Source organism: Streptomyces sp. CBMA156 (genome assembly GCF_014596515.1).
Lineage (GTDB): Bacteria > Actinomycetota > Actinomycetes > Streptomycetales > Streptomycetaceae > Kitasatospora.
This window is the reverse complement of the sequence record NZ_MSJQ01000405.1, coordinates 16,942-33,215: the sequence shown is the minus strand read 5'-3', so window position 1 is coordinate 33,215 and position 16,274 is coordinate 16,942. Positions and strand designations below refer to the sequence as shown.

General features: G+C 74.1%; 14 protein-coding genes. 7 read left to right on the top strand and 7 right to left on the bottom strand.

Annotated elements, in window-relative coordinates:
- Window positions 1-2,812, top strand: a 2,812-nt coding sequence (locus BU198_RS36050; RefSeq protein ID WP_188301017.1) for a molecular chaperone Hsp90, incomplete at its 5' end; no start/stop codon positions are given.
- Between the two features lie 24 nt (window positions 2,813-2,836).
- Here BU198_RS36050 and BU198_RS36045 read toward each other — a convergent pair.
- From BU198_RS36045 to BU198_RS36035, 3 genes are all read right to left on the bottom strand, one after another.
- Window positions 2,837-3,046 (bottom strand): hypothetical protein, encoded by a 210-nt coding sequence (locus BU198_RS36045; protein ID WP_188301016.1) that lies wholly within the window; start codon window positions 3,044-3,046, stop codon window positions 2,837-2,839.
- 68 nt (window positions 3,047-3,114) lie between these two features.
- Window positions 3,115-5,577 (bottom strand): HAD-IC family P-type ATPase, encoded by a 2,463-nt coding sequence (locus BU198_RS36040; protein ID WP_188301015.1) that lies wholly within the window; start codon window positions 5,575-5,577, stop codon window positions 3,115-3,117.
- Between the two features lie 52 nt (window positions 5,578-5,629).
- A complete protein-coding gene (locus tag BU198_RS36035; protein WP_188301014.1) occupies window positions 5,630-5,956 on the bottom strand; it encodes a DUF2530 domain-containing protein in 327 nt (108 codons plus the stop codon).
- Window positions 5,957-6,131: 175 nt separating this feature from the next.
- Here BU198_RS36035 and BU198_RS36030 point away from each other — a divergent pair, with 175 nt between their 5' ends.
- Window positions 6,132-7,592, top strand: coding sequence for an NCS2 family permease (locus BU198_RS36030; RefSeq protein WP_188301013.1), 1,461 nt, complete (start codon window positions 6,132-6,134; stop codon window positions 7,590-7,592).
- A 70-nt stretch (window positions 7,593-7,662) separates the two neighbouring features.
- Here BU198_RS36030 and BU198_RS36025 read toward each other — a convergent pair whose 3' ends face one another.
- Window positions 7,663-8,112: a VOC family protein gene (locus tag BU198_RS36025; protein ID WP_188301012.1), complete on the bottom strand. Its 450-nt coding sequence runs from the start codon at window positions 8,110-8,112 to the stop codon at window positions 7,663-7,665.
- A 130-nt stretch (window positions 8,113-8,242) separates the two neighbouring features.
- Between BU198_RS36025 and BU198_RS36020 the strand changes: the two genes are divergently transcribed.
- Window positions 8,243-9,169, top strand: a complete 927-nt coding sequence (locus tag BU198_RS36020; RefSeq protein WP_188301011.1) for a DUF4231 domain-containing protein — start codon at window positions 8,243-8,245, stop codon at window positions 9,167-9,169.
- A 213-nt stretch (window positions 9,170-9,382) separates the two neighbouring features.
- Entirely contained in the window at window positions 9,383-11,098 is a 1,716-nt protein-coding gene (locus BU198_RS36015) for a hydrogenase maturation protein (RefSeq protein ID WP_188301010.1), read from the top strand.
- 94 nt (window positions 11,099-11,192) lie between these two features.
- Here BU198_RS36015 and BU198_RS36010 read toward each other — a convergent pair whose 3' ends face one another.
- Together BU198_RS36010 and BU198_RS36005 are read right to left on the bottom strand one after the other, a co-directional pair.
- Window positions 11,193-12,005, bottom strand: coding sequence for an MHYT domain-containing protein (locus tag BU198_RS36010; protein WP_188301009.1), 813 nt, complete (start codon window positions 12,003-12,005; stop codon window positions 11,193-11,195).
- Window positions 12,006-12,300: 295 nt separating this feature from the next.
- Window positions 12,301-12,759, bottom strand: a complete 459-nt coding sequence (locus BU198_RS36005) for a VOC family protein (protein WP_223245399.1) — start codon at window positions 12,757-12,759, stop codon at window positions 12,301-12,303.
- A gap of 124 nt (window positions 12,760-12,883) precedes the next feature.
- Between BU198_RS36005 and BU198_RS36000 the strand changes: the two genes are divergently transcribed.
- Together BU198_RS36000 and BU198_RS35995 are read left to right on the top strand one after the other, a co-directional pair.
- Complete coding sequence (locus BU198_RS36000) at window positions 12,884-13,318, top strand: MarR family winged helix-turn-helix transcriptional regulator (RefSeq protein WP_188301008.1); 435 nt, start codon at window positions 12,884-12,886, stop codon at window positions 13,316-13,318.
- Window positions 13,319-13,410: 92 nt separating this feature from the next.
- Window positions 13,411-14,964, top strand: a complete 1,554-nt coding sequence (locus BU198_RS35995) for an MFS transporter (RefSeq protein WP_411293274.1) — start codon at window positions 13,411-13,413, stop codon at window positions 14,962-14,964.
- Window positions 14,965-15,018: 54 nt separating this feature from the next.
- On the opposite strand, the gene BU198_RS35990 is transcribed toward BU198_RS35995, so the two are convergent.
- Window positions 15,019-15,555: a GNAT family N-acetyltransferase gene (locus tag BU198_RS35990; RefSeq protein WP_188301007.1), complete on the bottom strand. Its 537-nt coding sequence runs from the start codon at window positions 15,553-15,555 to the stop codon at window positions 15,019-15,021.
- Window positions 15,556-15,620: 65 nt separating this feature from the next.
- On the opposite strand from BU198_RS35990, the gene thpR reads away from it, so the two are divergent.
- Entirely contained in the window at window positions 15,621-16,208 is a 588-nt protein-coding gene (thpR, locus tag BU198_RS35985) for an RNA 2',3'-cyclic phosphodiesterase (RefSeq protein WP_188301006.1), read from the top strand.
- Window positions 16,209-16,274: the final 66 nt, after the last annotated feature.

Sequence of the window (16,274 nt, the reverse complement as noted above, 5' to 3'; positions counted from 1 at the left end):
GCTGGCCGACGAACTGCGCCGCAGGGACGGCCACGTGCCGCTGCTGCGGCTGCCGTTCGCGGCCGAGGGCCCGGCCCCCGCGGGCTACGACACGGTGGTCGTGCTGCCGCTGCGGGACGCCGCCGCCGAGGACCTGACCCGCCGTCTGCTGGCCGGGATCGACGACGCGCTGCTGCTCACCCTGCCCGGCCTGCGCGAGGTCGTGGTGGAGACCCCGGACGGCACCCGGACGCTCACCAGGGAGGCCGCCGGGACCCGCCCGGACGGCGTCACCGAGGTCACCGTCACCGACGACGCGGACGGCCGGCCGCGGCAGACGGTCTGGCAGACCGCCGGCACCTCCGGCCGGCTCGACGCCGAGCTGCTCACCGACCGGCCCACCGAGGAGCGCGCCCGCCCGTACTGGACGGTGACCTGGGCCGTCCCGGTCGGCCCCGACGGCGCCCCGCAGCGGCCCGCCATCGCCTCCGTGCTGCACGCGCCCACGCCGAGCGACGAGCCGGTCGGCCTGCCCGCGCTGCTGATCGCCTCCTACCCGCTGGACTCCACCCGCCGGCACGTCGCCCAGGGGCCGCTGGCCGACTTCCTCACCGAGCGGGCCGCCGACAGCTACGCCGAGCTGCTGCGCGCCCGCGGCGCCGACCTCGGCTCGCTCGGCCTCGTGCCCACCCCGCTCGGCCAGGGGGCGCTGGACAACGCGCTGCGCGCCGCGGTGCTCTCCCGGCTGCCCGAAACGCCGTTCCTGCCGCACCCGGCGCCGGTCGAGGAGGGCACGCCCGCGCTGCGGCCCCGGGACGCGACGCTGCTGGAGGGCGCGGACGGCTCGGTGGTCGAGGCGCTCTCGCCGATCTTCCCCGGGCTGCTGCCGGCCGGTCTGGAGCGGCGCACCGAGCTGCGGGTGCTGAACGTCCGCCGGGTGCCGCTGGCCGAGGTGGTGGACCAGCTGGGCGGCCTGGACCGCGAGCCCGCGTGGTGGCGCAACCTGTACGCGGCGCTCGGCGCGGCCGACCCGGAGGCGCTCGGCGCGCTGCCCGTACCGCTCGCCGACGGGCGGACGGTCACCGGGCCGCGGCGGGTCCTGCTGCCCTCCGAGGACGCCGACTGGGCGGCCTTCCCCGGCTACCCCGAGTCGCTCGCGGACGCGCTCGCCGCGCTCGACCTGCGCCTGGCCCACCCCGAGGCGGCCCACCCGCTGCTGGCCAAGCTCGGCGCCGGCACCGCCACCCCGGCCGGGGTCCTGGACACCCCCGAGGTGCGGGCCGCCGTCGCCCGCTCCTACGAGCTGGCCGAGGACGACCCGGACGCCGCGCTGGAACTCGCCGACGCCGTCCTGGCGCTGGTGAAGGCCGCCGCCCCGGAGCCGGGCGCGCACCCGTGGCTGGCCAGGCTGGCGCTGCTCGACGACGAGGGCGAGCCCGCCCGGGCGGGTGAACTCGTGCTGCCCGGGAGCCCGTTCGCCATGCTCGCCCGCGAGGAGGACGCCGGCTGGGTGGACGACGAGCTGCTGGAGCGCTGGGGCCCCGAGGTGCTCGCCGCCGTCGGCGTGCCGGCGGACTTCGTGCTGGTGCGGGCCGAGGACGTGGTGCTCGACCCGGACGACCTGGAGCGGCTCGACCCCACCGCCCCGGCCGACCGCGCGGCCGGCGGCCACCCCACCGGCCTGCTGGACGAGGCGCCGGACGGGCTCGCCGAGTGGGCCGAGGACGTGCTGGAGGCGCTCCAGGCGGACGAGGCGGTCGGCGTCCCGCCGGTGGCCGCCGAGCTGCTGGCTGTGCGCGACCTCGACCTGGTGGACGACGACGCCTGGCCGGAGGCGCTCGCCGCGCTGGCCCGCCCGCCGTACCGGGACGCCGTGGTCACCCCGGTGCGCACCCTGCTGCCGGACGGCTCGTACGCCGACCTGCCGCCGTACACCGCGTGGTGGCTGCGCGACCACCCGGTGCTGGAGGGCCGCGAGCCGGCCGGCCTGCGGTCCGCCGGGGCCGACCCGCTGCTGCGCGGCCTGTACGACGAGGCCCGCACCACCCTGGACGAGCAGTTCCTGCACGCGCTCGGGGTGCGCACCACGCTGGCCGCGCTGCTCGCCGAGCCGCACGGCCCGGACGAGGTGCTGGACCGGATGACCGACCCGGCCGCCGAGGTCGGCCACCGCCAGCTGCACGGCATCCACACCGCGCTGGCCCGGGTGGACGCCGGGCGGATCGAGCCGCTGGACGTGGTGCGGGCGCTGCCGCCGCTGGACCCGGCCACCGGTCGGCGGCCGGACCACACGGTGGTGGTGGACGCCACCGAGGCGGTCGTCGCGGACGCCCCCGACCTGGTCCAGCTGCTGCACCCGTACCCGCTGCTGCCGGTCGCCCCGGCGCTGGCCGCGGACCTCGCGGAGCGGCTGCAGGTGTCGCTGGCCAGCGAGGTGGCGGGCGGCCGGGTGCTCTCCGAGGGCGTGCTGCACCGGGTCCCCGCGGTGGTGCGGGAACTGCTGCCGGGCTGCCCGGCCGCGTACGAGGAGCACGAGGACCTGCTGGTCGTCGGGCCCGACGGCGGCGAGGCGGCGGTGGACTGGCGCTGGGACACCGGGGCGGACACCCCGGAGCCGCCGTACGACCCGGAGCTGGCCGAGGCCGGCGACGAGGACGACGAGTTCGAGGTCCCGCCGGTGCCCGGTCTGCTGCACGCGGCCACGCCGGAGGGCCTCGCCGCCGGCCTGGCCTGGTCGGTCGGGCAGTGGCACCGCCGCTTCGAGGTGCTGGCCGCCCTCAGTGAGCCGGACCGCGCCTACGAGCTCTCGGCCGCCCGCGACTTCGAGGGCTGAGCCCGGACGGGCGCGCACCCGGTCTCAGCGGGGGCGCGCCCGCAGCCGCAGGTAGACCGTGACGGTGGCGGTCGGCCAGACCGCGCCGAGCGTCACCAGCGCGGCGGTCCGCAGCGCGGGCGTCGGCCTGACCGCCATGCCGAGGCCGGCCATCGCCAGGGCGGTCAGGCCGACGGCCAGCAACCCGCCCAGGAAGGCGATGAACGCCTCCAAGTCCCCACCCCTGCGCGCCATCCGGCACCCCCTCGGGGCCATCATCGGGTGCGCGCGGGGGCTTGTCACGCGGTGGCGGGCCTGGCCCGTCACTCCATGCCGCGGCGCTTCATGACGCGCCAGGCGACCTCCAGGGCGATGCCGCAGACCACCGCGATGGCGACGCCCGTCAGCGGGTCGCGGAAGCCGACCAGGGAGAGGTCGAAGAACCTCTTCAGCGGCGGGACCAGCAGGACCAGCGCGAAGGCGCCGCCCATGGTGCCGATCAGCAGCAGGCGCCACCAGCTGTACGGGCGGGCGACGATGGCGAGGACCCAGATGGCGATCAGGAAGAGCGTCAGGGTGGCCACGCTGGTGTCGGCCTTGAGGTCGGTCGCGTGGTCGGTGCGGGCGAGCGTGTAGGCGACGAAGGTGCCGACGCCGGCGATGGCGCCGCCGGGGATCGCGAGCCGCAGCACCCGCTTCACGAAGCCGGTGCGGGCCCGTTCGTTGTTGGGGGCGAGCGCGAGGAAGAAGGCCGGGATGCCGATGGTCAGCGAGGACAGCACGGTGGAGTGCCGGGGCAGGAACGGGTACGGCGAGTGGGTGAAGATCACCAGCAGCGCCAGCAGGACGGAGTAGACGGTCTTCACCAGGAAGAGTGAGGCGACCCGCTCGATGTTGCCGATCACCCGGCGGCCCTCGGCCACCACCGAGGGCAGCGAGGCGAAGGAGTCGTTGAGCAGCACGATCTGGGCGACCGCCTTGGTGGCGTCGGAGCCGGTGCCCATCGCCACGCCGATGTCGGCGTCCTTGAGCGCGAGCACGTCGTTGACGCCGTCGCCGGTCATCGCCACGGTGTGGCCGCGGGACTGCAGCGCCCCGACCAGCTGGCGCTTCTGCTGGGGGGTGACCCGGCCGAAGACGCTGGTCCGGTCGGCGGTCTCGGCGAGCTCCTCCGGGTCGGTCGGCAGGGAGCGGGCGTCCAGCGGGTGGTCGGCGCCCGGCAGGCCCAGGTGGCCGGCCACCGCGCCGACCGAGACCGCCGCGTCGCCGGAGATGACCTTGGCCCTGACCCGCTGGCTCTCGAAGTACCGCAGAGTCTCGGCGGCGTCCGAGCGCAGCCGCTGCTGGAGCACCACCAGGGCGAGCGGGGTGAGGCCGGCCGCCGGGTCGGGGGAGTCCAGCGGGACGGGCGTGCGCCCCAGCAGCAGCACCCGCAGGCCCTTGGCGCCCAGCTCGTCCACCTCGGCCAGCGCGGGGTGCCCGGCGGGCAGCAGCACGTCCGGCGCGCCGAGCAGCCAGCTGGCCTCGCCGCCCTGCGGCTCCAGCAGCTGCACGCCGCTCCACTTGCGGGCGGAGGAGAAGGGCATCGCCTCGATCACCCGCCAGCCGTCGCGCCCCGGAGCACCGTCGGAGGCGTCGCCGCGCCCGTACGCGTCGATGACCGCCTGCATGGACGCGTTGGGGCGGGCGTCGGCGCCGGCCATCACGGCCAGCGCGTGCTTGACGGTCTCCGGGGCGACGGCGGCGGGCTCCCCGTTCGAGAGCACCCGCAGGTCGACCACGTCCATGCCGCCCTCGGTGAGGGTGCCGGTCTTGTCCAGGCAGACGGTGTCCACCCGGGCCAGGCCCTCGATCGCCGGGAGCTCCTGGACCAGGCACTGCTTGCGGCCGAGCCTGACCACGCCGATCGCGAAGGCGACCGAGGTCAGCAGCACCAGTCCCTCGGGGACCATCGGCACGATGCCGGCCACCATCCGCCGCACGGCCTCGCGCCAGTCCCTGCCCTCGACGGCCAGCTGGCTGATGATCAGGCCGAGGGCGGTGGGGATCAGCAGGTAGGTGATGAACCGCAGGATGCTGTCGATGCCGGTGCGCAGCTCCGACTTCACCAGGGTGAACTTGCTGGCCTCCTCGGCGAGCTGGGCCGCGTAGGCCTCGCGGCCGACCTTGGTGGCGGTGAACGTGCCGGCGCCCGCCACCACGAAGCTGCCGGACATCACCTGGTCGCCGGGCTGCTTGAGGACCGGGTCGGGTTCGCCGGTGAGCAGCGACTCGTCGATCTCCAGGCCGTCCGCCTCGGTGACCTCGCCGTCCACGATCACCTTGTCGCCGATGCCGAGCAGCACCGTGTCGTCGAGGACGATCCCGGAGACGCCGATCTGCTGGACGGTGCCGTCCCGGCGGACCTGCGGTCGGGCCTCGCCGATCAGGGCCAGGCTGTCCAGGGTCTTCTTGGCGCGCAGCTCCTGGATGATGCCGATCGCCGTGTTGGCCACGATGACCAGGCCGAACAGGCCGTCCTGGAGCGGGCCGACGATCAGGATGATCCCGAACATCACGCCGATGATCGCGTTGAACCGGGTGAAGACGTTGGCCCGGACGATCTCCCTGGTGGACCGGCTGGACCGCACCGGAACGTCGTTGACCTGGCCCTTCGCGACCCGCTCCGCGACCTCTGCGGCGGTCAGGCCGCCGCGCCGCCCGGGCAGCAGGCCGAGGGGGTGTGCTCCGTCCGGGCGGTCTCCGTCGGCCGGCTGCTCTTCCGCGGGCTGGGCAGGCTGCGTCATGGCACCGACTCTACGGGTGCCTTATGTCCGGTGCGTGCTACTAAAGGACTATTCAGTCCGACCGGGTGGCAGGGTCCTGGCCGTCGTCCTCGGCGGTGCGTTCGGCGGTGTGTCCGGCCGGGTCGGCGGCCGCCTCGGCGGCGCGGCCGCGGGCGATCGCGTCCCGCCGGGCGCGGCAGTACCAGAGGCCGATCAGGCCGAGCAGGCCGCCGGAGAGGCAGATCCAGGGCCAGGTGCCGTGCCCGTGGTCCGAGAGGGTGCCCTGGAAGGGCAGCAGGGCGACGAAGGCGACGAACCACAGCACCGTGCCGCCGCCGACGATGGCGACGTCGTTGGCCTCCAGCGGAGGGGGCGAGGGGTGCAGTGGCGTCCTGGGCATGGGCCTAGCGTACGGTGCGGTGGGGCGCCTTGACGGGTGCGGAGGCCCCGTGCGGGCTCTACGCGCGAAGATAGCGCGTATGCGATCGGGAAACCATACTTAAAAATCTGCGCCCGGCCATCGTCGCCCCGGGCGTCCCCTCCCCCTCCTCAGCTCCCCCACAGAGGACGCACGCATGCCTGTGGTCCAGCCGACCACCGAGTCGCCCGAACCCGCCGACGCCGCGCCGAAGCCCCCCACGAGCGCCGTCGACCGCTTCTTCCGGATCAGCGAGCGAGGCTCCACCCTGCCGCGCGAGATCCGCGGTGGTGTCGCCACCTTCTTCACCATGGCGTACATCCTGGTGCTGAACCCGATCATCCTGGCCAGCGGTACGGACATCACCGGGGCCCACCTGGACAGCGGCCAGCTGGTCACCGCCACCGCCCTCACCGCGGGCCTCACCACCCTGCTGATGGGTGTGATCGGCAACGTCCCGATCGGCCTGGCCGCCGGCCTAGGCGTCAACACGATCGTCGCGCTCCAGCTCGCCCCCAAGATGACCTGGCCGGACGCCATGGGCATGGTCGTGCTGGCCGGTTTCGCGATCATGCTGCTGGTCGCCACCGGTCTGCGCGAGCGGGTCATGAACGCGGTTCCGCTCGGCCTGCGCAAGGCCATCGCGATCGGCATCGGTCTGTTCATCAGCCTGGTCGGCCTGGTCGACTCCGGCTTCGTCAGCCGCATCCCGGACGCCGCCCACACCACCGTCCCGCTCCAGCTCGGCGGCAACGGGCACCTGCTCGGCTTCCCGGTGCTGATCTTCGTGGTCGGCCTGGTGCTCACCCTGATCCTGCTGATCCGCAAGGTGCCCGGCGCCATCCTGATCAGCATCGCGGTCTCCACCGCGCTCGCCGCGATCATCGACAAGGTCGCCGACATCCCGGCGCTCAAGTGGGGCCTCACCGTCCCGACCTGGCCGGGCAACCCGGTCTCCGCGCCGGACTTCGGGCTGGTCGGCAAGGTCAGCCTGTTCGGCGGCTTCGAGAAGGTCGGCGTGCTGACCGGCCTGCTGTTCGTCTTCACCGTGCTGATGTCCTGCTTCTTCGACGCGATGGGCACCATCCTCGGCGTGGCCGACGAGGCCCACCTGCTGGACGAGAAGGGCGACCTTCCCGGCATCAACAAGGTGCTGATGGTCGACGGCATCGCCACCGCGGCCGGCGGCGCCACCTCGGCCTCCGCCAACACCTGCTTCGTGGAGTCGACCGCCGGGGTCGGCGAGGGCGCCCGGACGGGCTTCGCCTCGATCGTCACCGGCCTGCTCTTCGTGGTGGCGCTCTTCCTCACCCCGCTCGCCACCATGGTCCCGGCCCAGGCCGCCACCCCGGCCCTGATCACCGTCGGCTTCCTGATCCTGGCCAACTCGATCAAGGAGATCGACTGGGCCGACTACACGATCGCGGTCCCGGCCTTCCTGACCATCGTGATGATGCCGTTCACCTACAGCATCACCAACGGCATCGGCCTGGGCTTCATCGCCTTCTGCATCCTGCGCGTCGCGGCCGGCCGCGGCCGCGAGGTGCCGGTCCCGATGTACGCGGTGGCGTCGGTGTTCGCCTTCTACTACCTGATGCCGGCCTTCGGCCTGCTCTGACGCCGTACGGCCCCCGACGGCCCCGCGCTCCCCGGAGCGCGGGGCCGTCGGCGTCTCCGCGGGCTCCCGGTCAGTGGACGCAGAACTCGTTGCCCTCCGGGTCCTGCATGATCGTCCAGGCGCCGCCGGGCTCCTCGACGTGCCGGAGCGCGGTGGCGCCGAGGGATTCGAGGCGGGTGACGGTGGCCTCGCGCTCGCCCGGGGCGGCGTGGACGTCGAGGTGCAGGCGGTTCTTGCCCCGCTTGGGCTCGGGGACGGCCTGGAACAGGACGCGCCGGCCGAGGCCGGTGTCGGAGGCCGGGTCGAACGGGTCGTCGGGGTGGCGGACGGCGGCCAGGGAGCGCCAGGCGGAGTGGCCGTCCACCTCGGTGAGGGCGTCCTGGCCGACGGCGCCGGCGGCGAGCAGCCGGGCGATCAGCGTGCTGTGGTCCTCTTGCGTGTACTCCAGGGCGGCGGCCCAGAAGGCGGCCTGGCGGTGCGGGTCGGCGCAGTCGATGACGAGCTTCCAGTGCAGCGGCATGTAACTGGTTGTACCGGTTACCTGGGCGCCGGGCAATGATCTCGGTCGGAAGCTGTCAAAAAGGCACCCGTGTAGGCGAGTTGGCGGAGGGAATACTGGCTGGACGGAGAAGGGGGAGGGGACTCGACCAATGGTGCAAGAGGATCCGCCGGGGGGCGTCGAGGCACGGCTGCTGCCGGAGCTGTTCCGGACGACGGACAAGGCCTCGCTGGACGGCCAGCGCGAGACGCTGCGCTGGTACCGGGGGCTGATCGCGATGCTGGTGGTCGCCGCCGTGATCGGGTCGTTCCCCGGCCCGGACGACGACAGGAGTGGCGTCGACCCGTGGCCGATGCTCTCGGTGGCGGCCTTCCTGGTGGCCGGGTACTTCTGGTCCCGGCTGCGCCGCAGCAACCCGCAGGGGCGCTGGTACCAGGCCAGGGCGGCGGCCGAGTCGGTCAAGACGCTGGCCTGGAAGTACACCGTCCGGGCCCGGCCGTTCGACGGGGAGGCCGAGTCTGCGGACGTCGACCGCGGCTACCTGCTCCAGGTCGAGGACGTGCTGCGGGCCTTCGAGGACCCGGAGATCGTGCCGCCCGACAGCGTCGCCGAGATCACCCCGGAGATGCGGCGGCAGCGCGCCGAGAGCCTGTCCAACCGGCGCACCCTCTACCTGCGCACCCGGGTCGAGGGCCAGCGCACCTGGTACCGCTCCAGGGCCGAGGCCTGTGACTCGCAGGCGGTCTCCTGGGGGCTCGGCATCGCGGTGCTGATCATCGTCGGCGCGGCGGCGGCCATCGCCCAGGCCACCGGCGCGCTGTCGGTGCACCTCTTCGGCGCCACCTCGGCCGCGGCCGCGGCGATCATCGCCTGGACGCAGCTCAAGCAGCTCGGCCCGCTGGCCGCCGCCTACCAGCTGGCCGCGCGGGAGCTGGAGAACGTCGGCAACCAGCTGTCCGACCTGGACCTCAAGGTGCCGGACGCCGAGGCCCGCTGGGCCAGGCTGGCCGCCGAGGCGGAGGACGCGGTCTCCCGGGAGCACACCACCTGGCGGGCCCGCCGGGCGTTCCCGCGCTGAGCCGTACGGAACCGGGGGCCGGGCGGGACCGGAGGGGTCGACGGGAGAGAGTACCCGGCGGGAGCGGGGAGTTGGGGAGATCCGGCGAAACGCGGGGGCCGGGTGTGCGGGGTGCGTGAGAGTAGGGCGCCGAGGTACGGACCGTAATCATTACGTGTCCATGCCCTGGTTTCATCGCCTGCGCGCGACCCCAGTTCCCGCCGGAGGCCCTCCTTGCGCATTCTCCTGATCGCCAGCGCGTTCAACAGCCTGACCCAGCGCGTCCATACCGGGCTGCGCGAGCGCGGCCACCAGGTCGCCGTCCAACTCGCCCTCGGTGACGAGCAGATGAGGGCGGCGGTGGCCCGCACGGACCCCGAGCTGGTCATCTGCCCGATGCTCACCAAGGCCGTCCCGCGGGACGTCTGGTCCACCAGGACGGTCCTGATCGTGCACCCGGGGCCCAAGGGCGACCGCGGCCCCTCTTCGCTCGACTGGGCGATCACCGAGGGGGCGCGGCGCTGGGGCGTCACCGTGCTGCAGGCCGTCGCGGAGATGGACGCCGGGGACGTCTGGGCGTCCGTCGAGTTCCCCGTCCCCGCCTGCGGCAAGAGCGAGTTGTACCGCGGCGAGGTCGCCGACGCCGCCGTCGAGGCCGTCCTGCTGGCCGTCCAGCGGTACGAGGGAGGGCTGTTCACCCCCGAGCCGCTGGACTACGCCCGGCCGGACGTGCACGGCGAGCCGCGGCCCTTCCTGCGCCAGGAGGCGCGCCGGATCGACTGGGAGTGCGACGACACCGCCACCGTGCTGCGCAAGCTGCGCGCCGCCGACTCCCAGCCCGGCGTGCTGGACGAGCTGTACGGACGGGAGTTCTTCCTGCACGGCGGCCACCCCGAGGACGAGCTGCGCGGTCCGGTGCCGGGCGCCGTGCTGGCCACCAGGGACGGCGCGGTCTGCCGGGCCACCGTGGACGGCGCGGTGTGGATACCGCAGCTGCGCCCGCGCCGCACCCCCGGCGGTCCCGTCACCTTCAAGCTGCCGGCCGCCACGGTGCTTGCCGACGAGCTGCACCGGGTCCGCGAGGTGCCGGTGAGTCCGGAGCGGGCGGCCGGCCGGGACACCTGGTCGGAGCTGCGCTACCGGGAGGAGGGCGAGGTCGGCTTCCTCGAATTCGCCCACGCGGGCGGGGCGATGAGCACCGGGCAGTGCCGCCGGCTGCTCGACGCCTACCGGGCGGCGGCCGAGCGGCCGACCTCGGTGCTGGTGCTCGGCGCGCCCAGGGACTTCTACTCCAACGGGATCCACCTCAACGTCATCCAGGGCGCGGCCTTCCCGGCGCTGGAGTCCTGGGAGAACATCAACGCGATGGACGACTTCGTCGAGGCGGTGCTGACCACCACGGACAAGGTGACGGTGGCGGCGCTGGCCGGGAACGCGGCGGCCGGCGGGCTGATGGCGGCGCTCGCCGCCGACGAGGTGTGGTGCCGGGAGTCGGCGGTGCTCAACCCGCACTACCGGCTGATGGGCCTGTACGGCTCCGAGTACTGGACGTACACCCTGCCCCGCCGGGTCGGCGCCGAGCGGGCCGGGCGGCTCACCGCCGAGGCGCTGCCGGTGAGCGCCGAACACGCCCGCCGGATCGGCCTGGTGGACCGTACGGCCGGCGGGGACGCGGCAGGGTTCCGCCGCTGGGTGGCCCGCGAGGCGGCCCGGATCGCCGGCTCCCCGGAGCTCACCGGGCGGCTGGTGGACAAGAAGCGGCGCCGCGCGGCGGACGAGGAGGCCAGGCCGCTGGCCGAGTACCGGGCGGAGGAACTGCGCCGGATGCACGCCAACTTCTACCGGGCGGGGGAGCCGTACCACGCGCTGCGGCGGGACTTCGTGCACAAGGCCTGCCCGGTGGCCACGCCGGAGCACGTGGCGGGGCCGCTCGGGCAGCCGTGGTCGTAGGGCTGCGCGGGGCCGTCGGGGGCGGGACGGCGCCCGGCCGGGGTGGGGGACCCGGCCGGACGCCCGTTCGGGCCCCCGGCTCCCGTGCCCGGGTTCAGCGCCGGGCCGCCCCGCTCAGCGGCCGCGGCTGCCGCGGCTGTCGTGGGGGCAGCGGGGCGGCCGGACCGGCCAGCAGGGGCCGGGAGTCGGGCCGGCTCGGCGAGACGGCGAAGGCCAGCGAGCCGAAGAAGACGTAGCAGCCGAGCCCGACCCCGAGCGGGAAGATGAACTGGAGCGCCATCACCCCGTCCTCGGTGGAGCGAGAGAAGTCCAGGTGGACGGAGAGCGCCGCCATGCCGGTGTAGTGCATCGCGCAGACCGCCACGCCCATCACCGGAGCCGCCGCCAGCACGGCGAGCGTGCCCCGGATGTTCAGCGCGGCCCAGAGCGCGGCGGTGGCCGCGACCACGGCGATGGCCACCGAGGCCACCACGGTGAGCCGGTCGTAGCCGAGCCGTCCGGGCAGGACCATCGCGGCCATGCCCAGGTAGTGCATCGCGGCGACCCCGAGCCCGGTGGTCAGTCCGCCGACCAGCAGCGCCAGGGCGCGGCGCCGCCAGTACCCGACGGTGAAGAGCCCGACGCCGACCACGGCGACGGCGACCAGCAGGCTGAGCACGGTCGGCCAGGGCCGGTAGCTGATCTCGACGCCGGTCACGGAGAAGCCGAGCATCGCGATGAAGTGCATGGACCAGATCCCGGCCCCGAGCGAGGTCGAGGCGAACAGCAGCCAGACGGCCCGGGTGCGGCCCCGGGAGACGAGCGCCCAGCGGGCGCTGCGCAGTGCGACGAACGCGCCGACGCAGGCGACGAAGTACGAGACCGCCGGTGTCACCCAGCCGTGGTCGGCATGGTGGATCTCACCCAACAGAACTCCCTGGACGAGGGGTTGAGGGCACCGGGGCGCGGTCGGACGCGGCAAGCCGGGGAAGGCGCGCGGCAACGGGCACCGGAGCGGGAACACGGTCCCGCGGGAAGGAGCCTGGCGTGTGGTGCCCCTGACAACAGCGGAGAGTAGTCACTGCCGGGCAGTCGCACAATGTTCGCGTTTTTCGTGAAGTCCCAGGTCAGGATGGACCTTTACGGTGCCTGCATGATCCCGGCACCAACCCCTGACACCGCCTGCGCACCGCCCACCGGGCCCCGGCCGGCGAACGCGGCGGTCACTCCAGGGGGGCTAGGCCGAACGGGTGCCCGGCCGGATCGATCAGCACCCGCAGGGTGCGGCCGTGCTGGTAGGTGGGCTCGGTGGCGCCGAGTGCGAGGGCCTTCGCGGTGGCCTCGTCCAGGTCGTCGACGTAGAAGTCGAGGTGGAAGTGCTTGCTGCCGTCCGGCTCCGTCCACGGCTCGGGCCGGTACCCGGTCACCCGCCCGAAGCCGAGCGGGCTGCCGCCCTCGGGGTTGTCCAGGATCGCGAAGTTCTCGTCGGTGTGCCTGGTCTCCCACCCCAGCAGCTCGCCGTAGAACGACGCCAGCGCGACCGGGTCGGCGCAGTCGATGGTGACCATGGCGAGCCGGCCGAAGCCGGTGTCGCCGGACCCCGCCTGCGCGGACCGCTCGGACGGCTGCGGCCGTCCGGACTGCTCGGACTGCCGGGACTGCTCGGTGGCGACGTCGGACATGACTGGTCGGCCCTTCTGGGAGTCGAGAGCTGGGGCCCATGACCCAATATGGCACCGGGGAGACCCCTCGGCACGGTGGCGGATCTCATTTTCCTTAGCGTAAGTAATGACGTAGGCTAAAGAGATGCCCGAGATGTCCGAGCCGGACTTCGCAGCGATCAGTCAGCTGCGGTCGTCCACGATGCGCCTCTCCCGACGACTCAAACACCAACGGGTGGAGGAGTCGCTGAGTCCCACCGAGATGGGAGTGCTGGGCACCCTCGCCCGGTGCGGGAAGGCGACGCCGGGTGAGCTCGCCCGGAAGGAGCACGTGCAGCCTCCTTCGATGACCAGGATCGTCGCGATGCTGGAGGAGAAGGGGCTGGTGCGGCGCGAACCGCACCCCGAGGACCGCCGTCAGGTGGTCGTCAGCAGCACCGAGCAGGCCGAGACGATCCTCGCGGAGAGTCGCCGGCGCCGGAACGCCTGGCTCGCCGAGCTCGCCCAGGGGCTCGACGAGGAGGAGTGGGCCGTCCTCAGGGAGGCCGCGCCCGTGCTCTACAAGCTCGCACACCTCTAGGCACACCGAATCCGGCGAGCCGCCGGGAGAAGAAGGAGTACCGCATCACCGCAGGACCGACCACGGACACCAGGAGCGCGACGGCCACCGCCATGGCCGTCGCGCCGCGAGGGGAGACCACAGTGACACCGCCGGCCGCAGCCAGCGCCGCCGCCATCCGCACCGACGACCCGACCACCGAATCCGCCGCGGCCAGTGCCGCGGCCGCCGACGCCCAGGCACCCGCCCCCACGGGGCAGCCGGGCAACGGCGACGACGACCCCGACGAACGCACCGCGGCGGACCCCGCCGCTCCCGGCCTGGCCCACCCGCCGGCCCCGTCTCCCACAGGTGCCGAATTCACCCGGCCCGGGGGGATGTTCTCCTCCCTGCGCGTTCGCAACTACCGCTACTACTTCGCCGGCCAGGTGGTGTCCAACACCGGTACCTGGATGCAGCGGATCGCCCAGGACTGGCTCGTGCTGAGCCTCACCGGCAGCCCGCTCGCGGTCGGCATCACCACCGCCATGCAGTTCCTGCCGATGCTGCTGCTCGGCCTGTTCGGCGGCGTGCTCGCCGACCGGATGCCCAAGCGCCGGCTGCTGATCTACACCCAGGGCGCGATGGGCCTGCTGGCCGTCGGCCTCGCGGTGCTGACCATCGGCGGTGCGGTGACGCCGTACTACGTGTACGCCTTCGCGCTGCTGCTCGGCCTGGTCACCGTGGTGGACAACCCGGCCCGGCAGGCCTTCGTCGCCGAGATGGTCGGGCCCAAGGACCTCGCCAACGCGGTCAGCCTGAACGCCGCCAACTTCCAGACCGCCCGGCTGGTCGGCCCCGCCGTCGCGGGCCTGCTGATCGCCGCGGTCGGCAGCGGCTGGGCGTTCGCCGTCAACGCGCTGTCCTTCGTGGCCGTGATCGGCGGGCTGCTCGCGATGCGGGAGAGCGAACTGCGCCCGACCGAGCCGATCGCCCGGGAGAAGGGGCAGCTGCGCGAGGGGCTGCGGTACGTCAGGGAGCGGCCCGAGCTGCTCTGGCCGATGGTGCTGGCCGGGTTCGTCGGCACCTTCGGCTTCAACTTCCCGACGCTGCTGGCCGGTTTCGCGTACGACACCTTCAAGGTGGGCGCCGGCCAGTACGGCCTGCTGAACACCGCGATGGCGGTCGGCTCGCTGACCGGTGCGCTGCTCGCCGCCCGCCGGGGCGTGCCGCGGCTGCGCCGGCTGGTCGGTGCGGCGCTGGCCTTCGGCATGCTGGAGGTGGTCGCCGCGTTCGCGCCCGACTTCTGGACCTTCGCGCTGCTGCTGATGCTGGTCGGGGTCTTCGGGCTGAGCTTCAACACCTCGGTCAACGCCTCGTTGCAGCTGGCCACCGACCCCGCGATGCGCGGCCGGGTGATGGGCCTGCTGGTGCTGGTCTTCACCGGCGGCACGCCGATCGGCGCCCCGATCGTCGGCTGGGTGACCGCCTCGTACGGGCCCCGGCTCGGCCTGCTGGCCTGTGGACTGGTGTCCGCGGCGGCGGCCGGCGTGGTCGGCCTGGTACTGGCCCGCAGCGCGGACCTGCGGGTGCGCTTCGACCTGCACCCGGGCCGCGGCGGCCGAGTGGTGGCCTTCGTGCCGCGGACCGGTGCGGCGCGCAAGTCGGAGCTGGCGACGGCCTGCTGACGGACCGTCCGGTTTCCCTGGAGATCGACGGGATCTTCGGGGAAACCCGTGGGGTCAGAGCCGGATGGCGAGGACCTGGCCGGGCCAGACGCCGTCCGGGCGTTCGACCTCGAAGCCCTCGGTCTCGGTGAAGCCGAGCGCCCGGTACTGGGCGACCAGCCTGCGGTCGGCGCCGGCGTAGCAGTCCACCCGGAGCAGGCCGATGCCGCGCCGGCGGGCCTCCTCGACCGCGTCGGCGATCAGCGCGGCGCCGATGCCCGAGCCCTTGAGGCCGCGGTCGGTGACCAGGTTGCGGACGAACAGCTCGCGTTCGTCCACGGCGGGGACGAACGTGCCGCGCTCCTCGGACAGCACGCAGGAGCCGACCGTACGGCCCCGGCCGTCCACCGCGAGGCGGATCAGGAACGGCTCGGCGCCGTACCTGCCGATGTGCTCCACCCGGGCCGGGTCGGTGCTGAAGGGCCGGTCGCCCCACTGGCCGGTGCGGTCCTGCCCGGCCAGCCAGGCCACGGCGCCGTCGAGCAGGGCGAGGACGTCGGGGATGTCCTCGGGGCCTCCGGTGCGGATCTTCACGCCGCTGGAATCGATCATGGACCCGTTCTATCCCGGACCGGGGGTGCGCGGGAAGGCGTCCGCCCGCGCGGGAGGATGGGCGCATGAGGTTGTTCGTGGCGGTGCTCCCGCCGGCCGAGGCGTTGCAGGGGCTCTCCGACGCGGTCGCGCCGGTGCGCGAGCTGCCCGGGGCGGACCGGTTGCGCTGGACCGGGGTCGAGGGCTGGCACCTGACCCTGGCCTTCCTGGGAGAGGTGCCGGCCGAGCGGCTGCCGGAACTGGAGGAGGGCCTGGCCGCCGTGGCCGGGGTCCACCCGGTGCACCGGCTGCGGATCGCGGGCGCCGGGCGGTTCGGCGACCGGGTGCTCTGGGCCGGGGTGGAGGGCCGGGGCTGGGCGCTGCGCCGGCTGGCCGAGGCCGTCACCGAGGCCACCGCGGACGTGACCGGGGCCACCGACGGCTTCGCCTTCCACCCGCACCTCACCCTCGCCAGGGCCGGTTCCCACCGGGGCCGGCGGCGGGCCGTGCAGCGGGTCGCCGCGGCCGGGCTGGACGGCCTGGTGGCGGCGCTGGCCGACTACCGGGGGCCGGAGTGGGAGGCCGCCGGGTTGCACCTGGTGCGCAGCGACCTGGGCGGCGGCTTCGCGCACTACGAGTCGCTGCGCTGCTGGGCGCTGGCGGACTGGAGCTGAGGACGGCCCCGGGCCCGGGAGACCGGGGTCCAGGGAGCCCGGGACCGGGGCCGGGGGAGCCCGGGG

Bases quoted from the DNA above. Each gene is read 5' to 3' on its own strand.
- BU198_RS36045 (WP_188301016.1), bottom strand. From the start codon at position 3,046: ATGGCGCGCAGGGGTGGGGACTTGGAGGCGTTCATCGCCTTCCTGGGC.
- BU198_RS36040 (WP_188301015.1), bottom strand. From the start codon at position 5,577: ATGACGCAGCCTGCCCAGCCCGCGGAAGAGCAGCCGGCCGACGGAGAC.
- BU198_RS36035 (WP_188301014.1), bottom strand. From the start codon at position 5,956: ATGCCCAGGACGCCACTGCACCCCTCGCCCCCTCCGCTGGAGGCCAAC.
- BU198_RS36030 (WP_188301013.1), top strand. From the start codon at position 6,132: ATGCCTGTGGTCCAGCCGACCACCGAGTCGCCCGAACCCGCCGACGCC.
- BU198_RS36025 (WP_188301012.1), bottom strand. From the start codon at position 8,112: ATGCCGCTGCACTGGAAGCTCGTCATCGACTGCGCCGACCCGCACCGC.
- BU198_RS36020 (WP_188301011.1), top strand. From the start codon at position 8,243: ATGGTGCAAGAGGATCCGCCGGGGGGCGTCGAGGCACGGCTGCTGCCG.
- BU198_RS36005 (WP_223245399.1), bottom strand. From the start codon at position 12,759: ATGTCCGACGTCGCCACCGAGCAGTCCCGGCAGTCCGAGCAGTCCGGA.
- BU198_RS36000 (WP_188301008.1), top strand. From the start codon at position 12,884: ATGCCCGAGATGTCCGAGCCGGACTTCGCAGCGATCAGTCAGCTGCGG.
- BU198_RS35995 (WP_411293274.1), top strand. From the start codon at position 13,411: ATGGCCGTCGCGCCGCGAGGGGAGACCACAGTGACACCGCCGGCCGCA.
- BU198_RS35990 (WP_188301007.1), bottom strand. From the start codon at position 15,555: ATGATCGATTCCAGCGGCGTGAAGATCCGCACCGGAGGCCCCGAGGAC.
- thpR (WP_188301006.1), top strand. From the start codon at position 15,621: ATGAGGTTGTTCGTGGCGGTGCTCCCGCCGGCCGAGGCGTTGCAGGGG.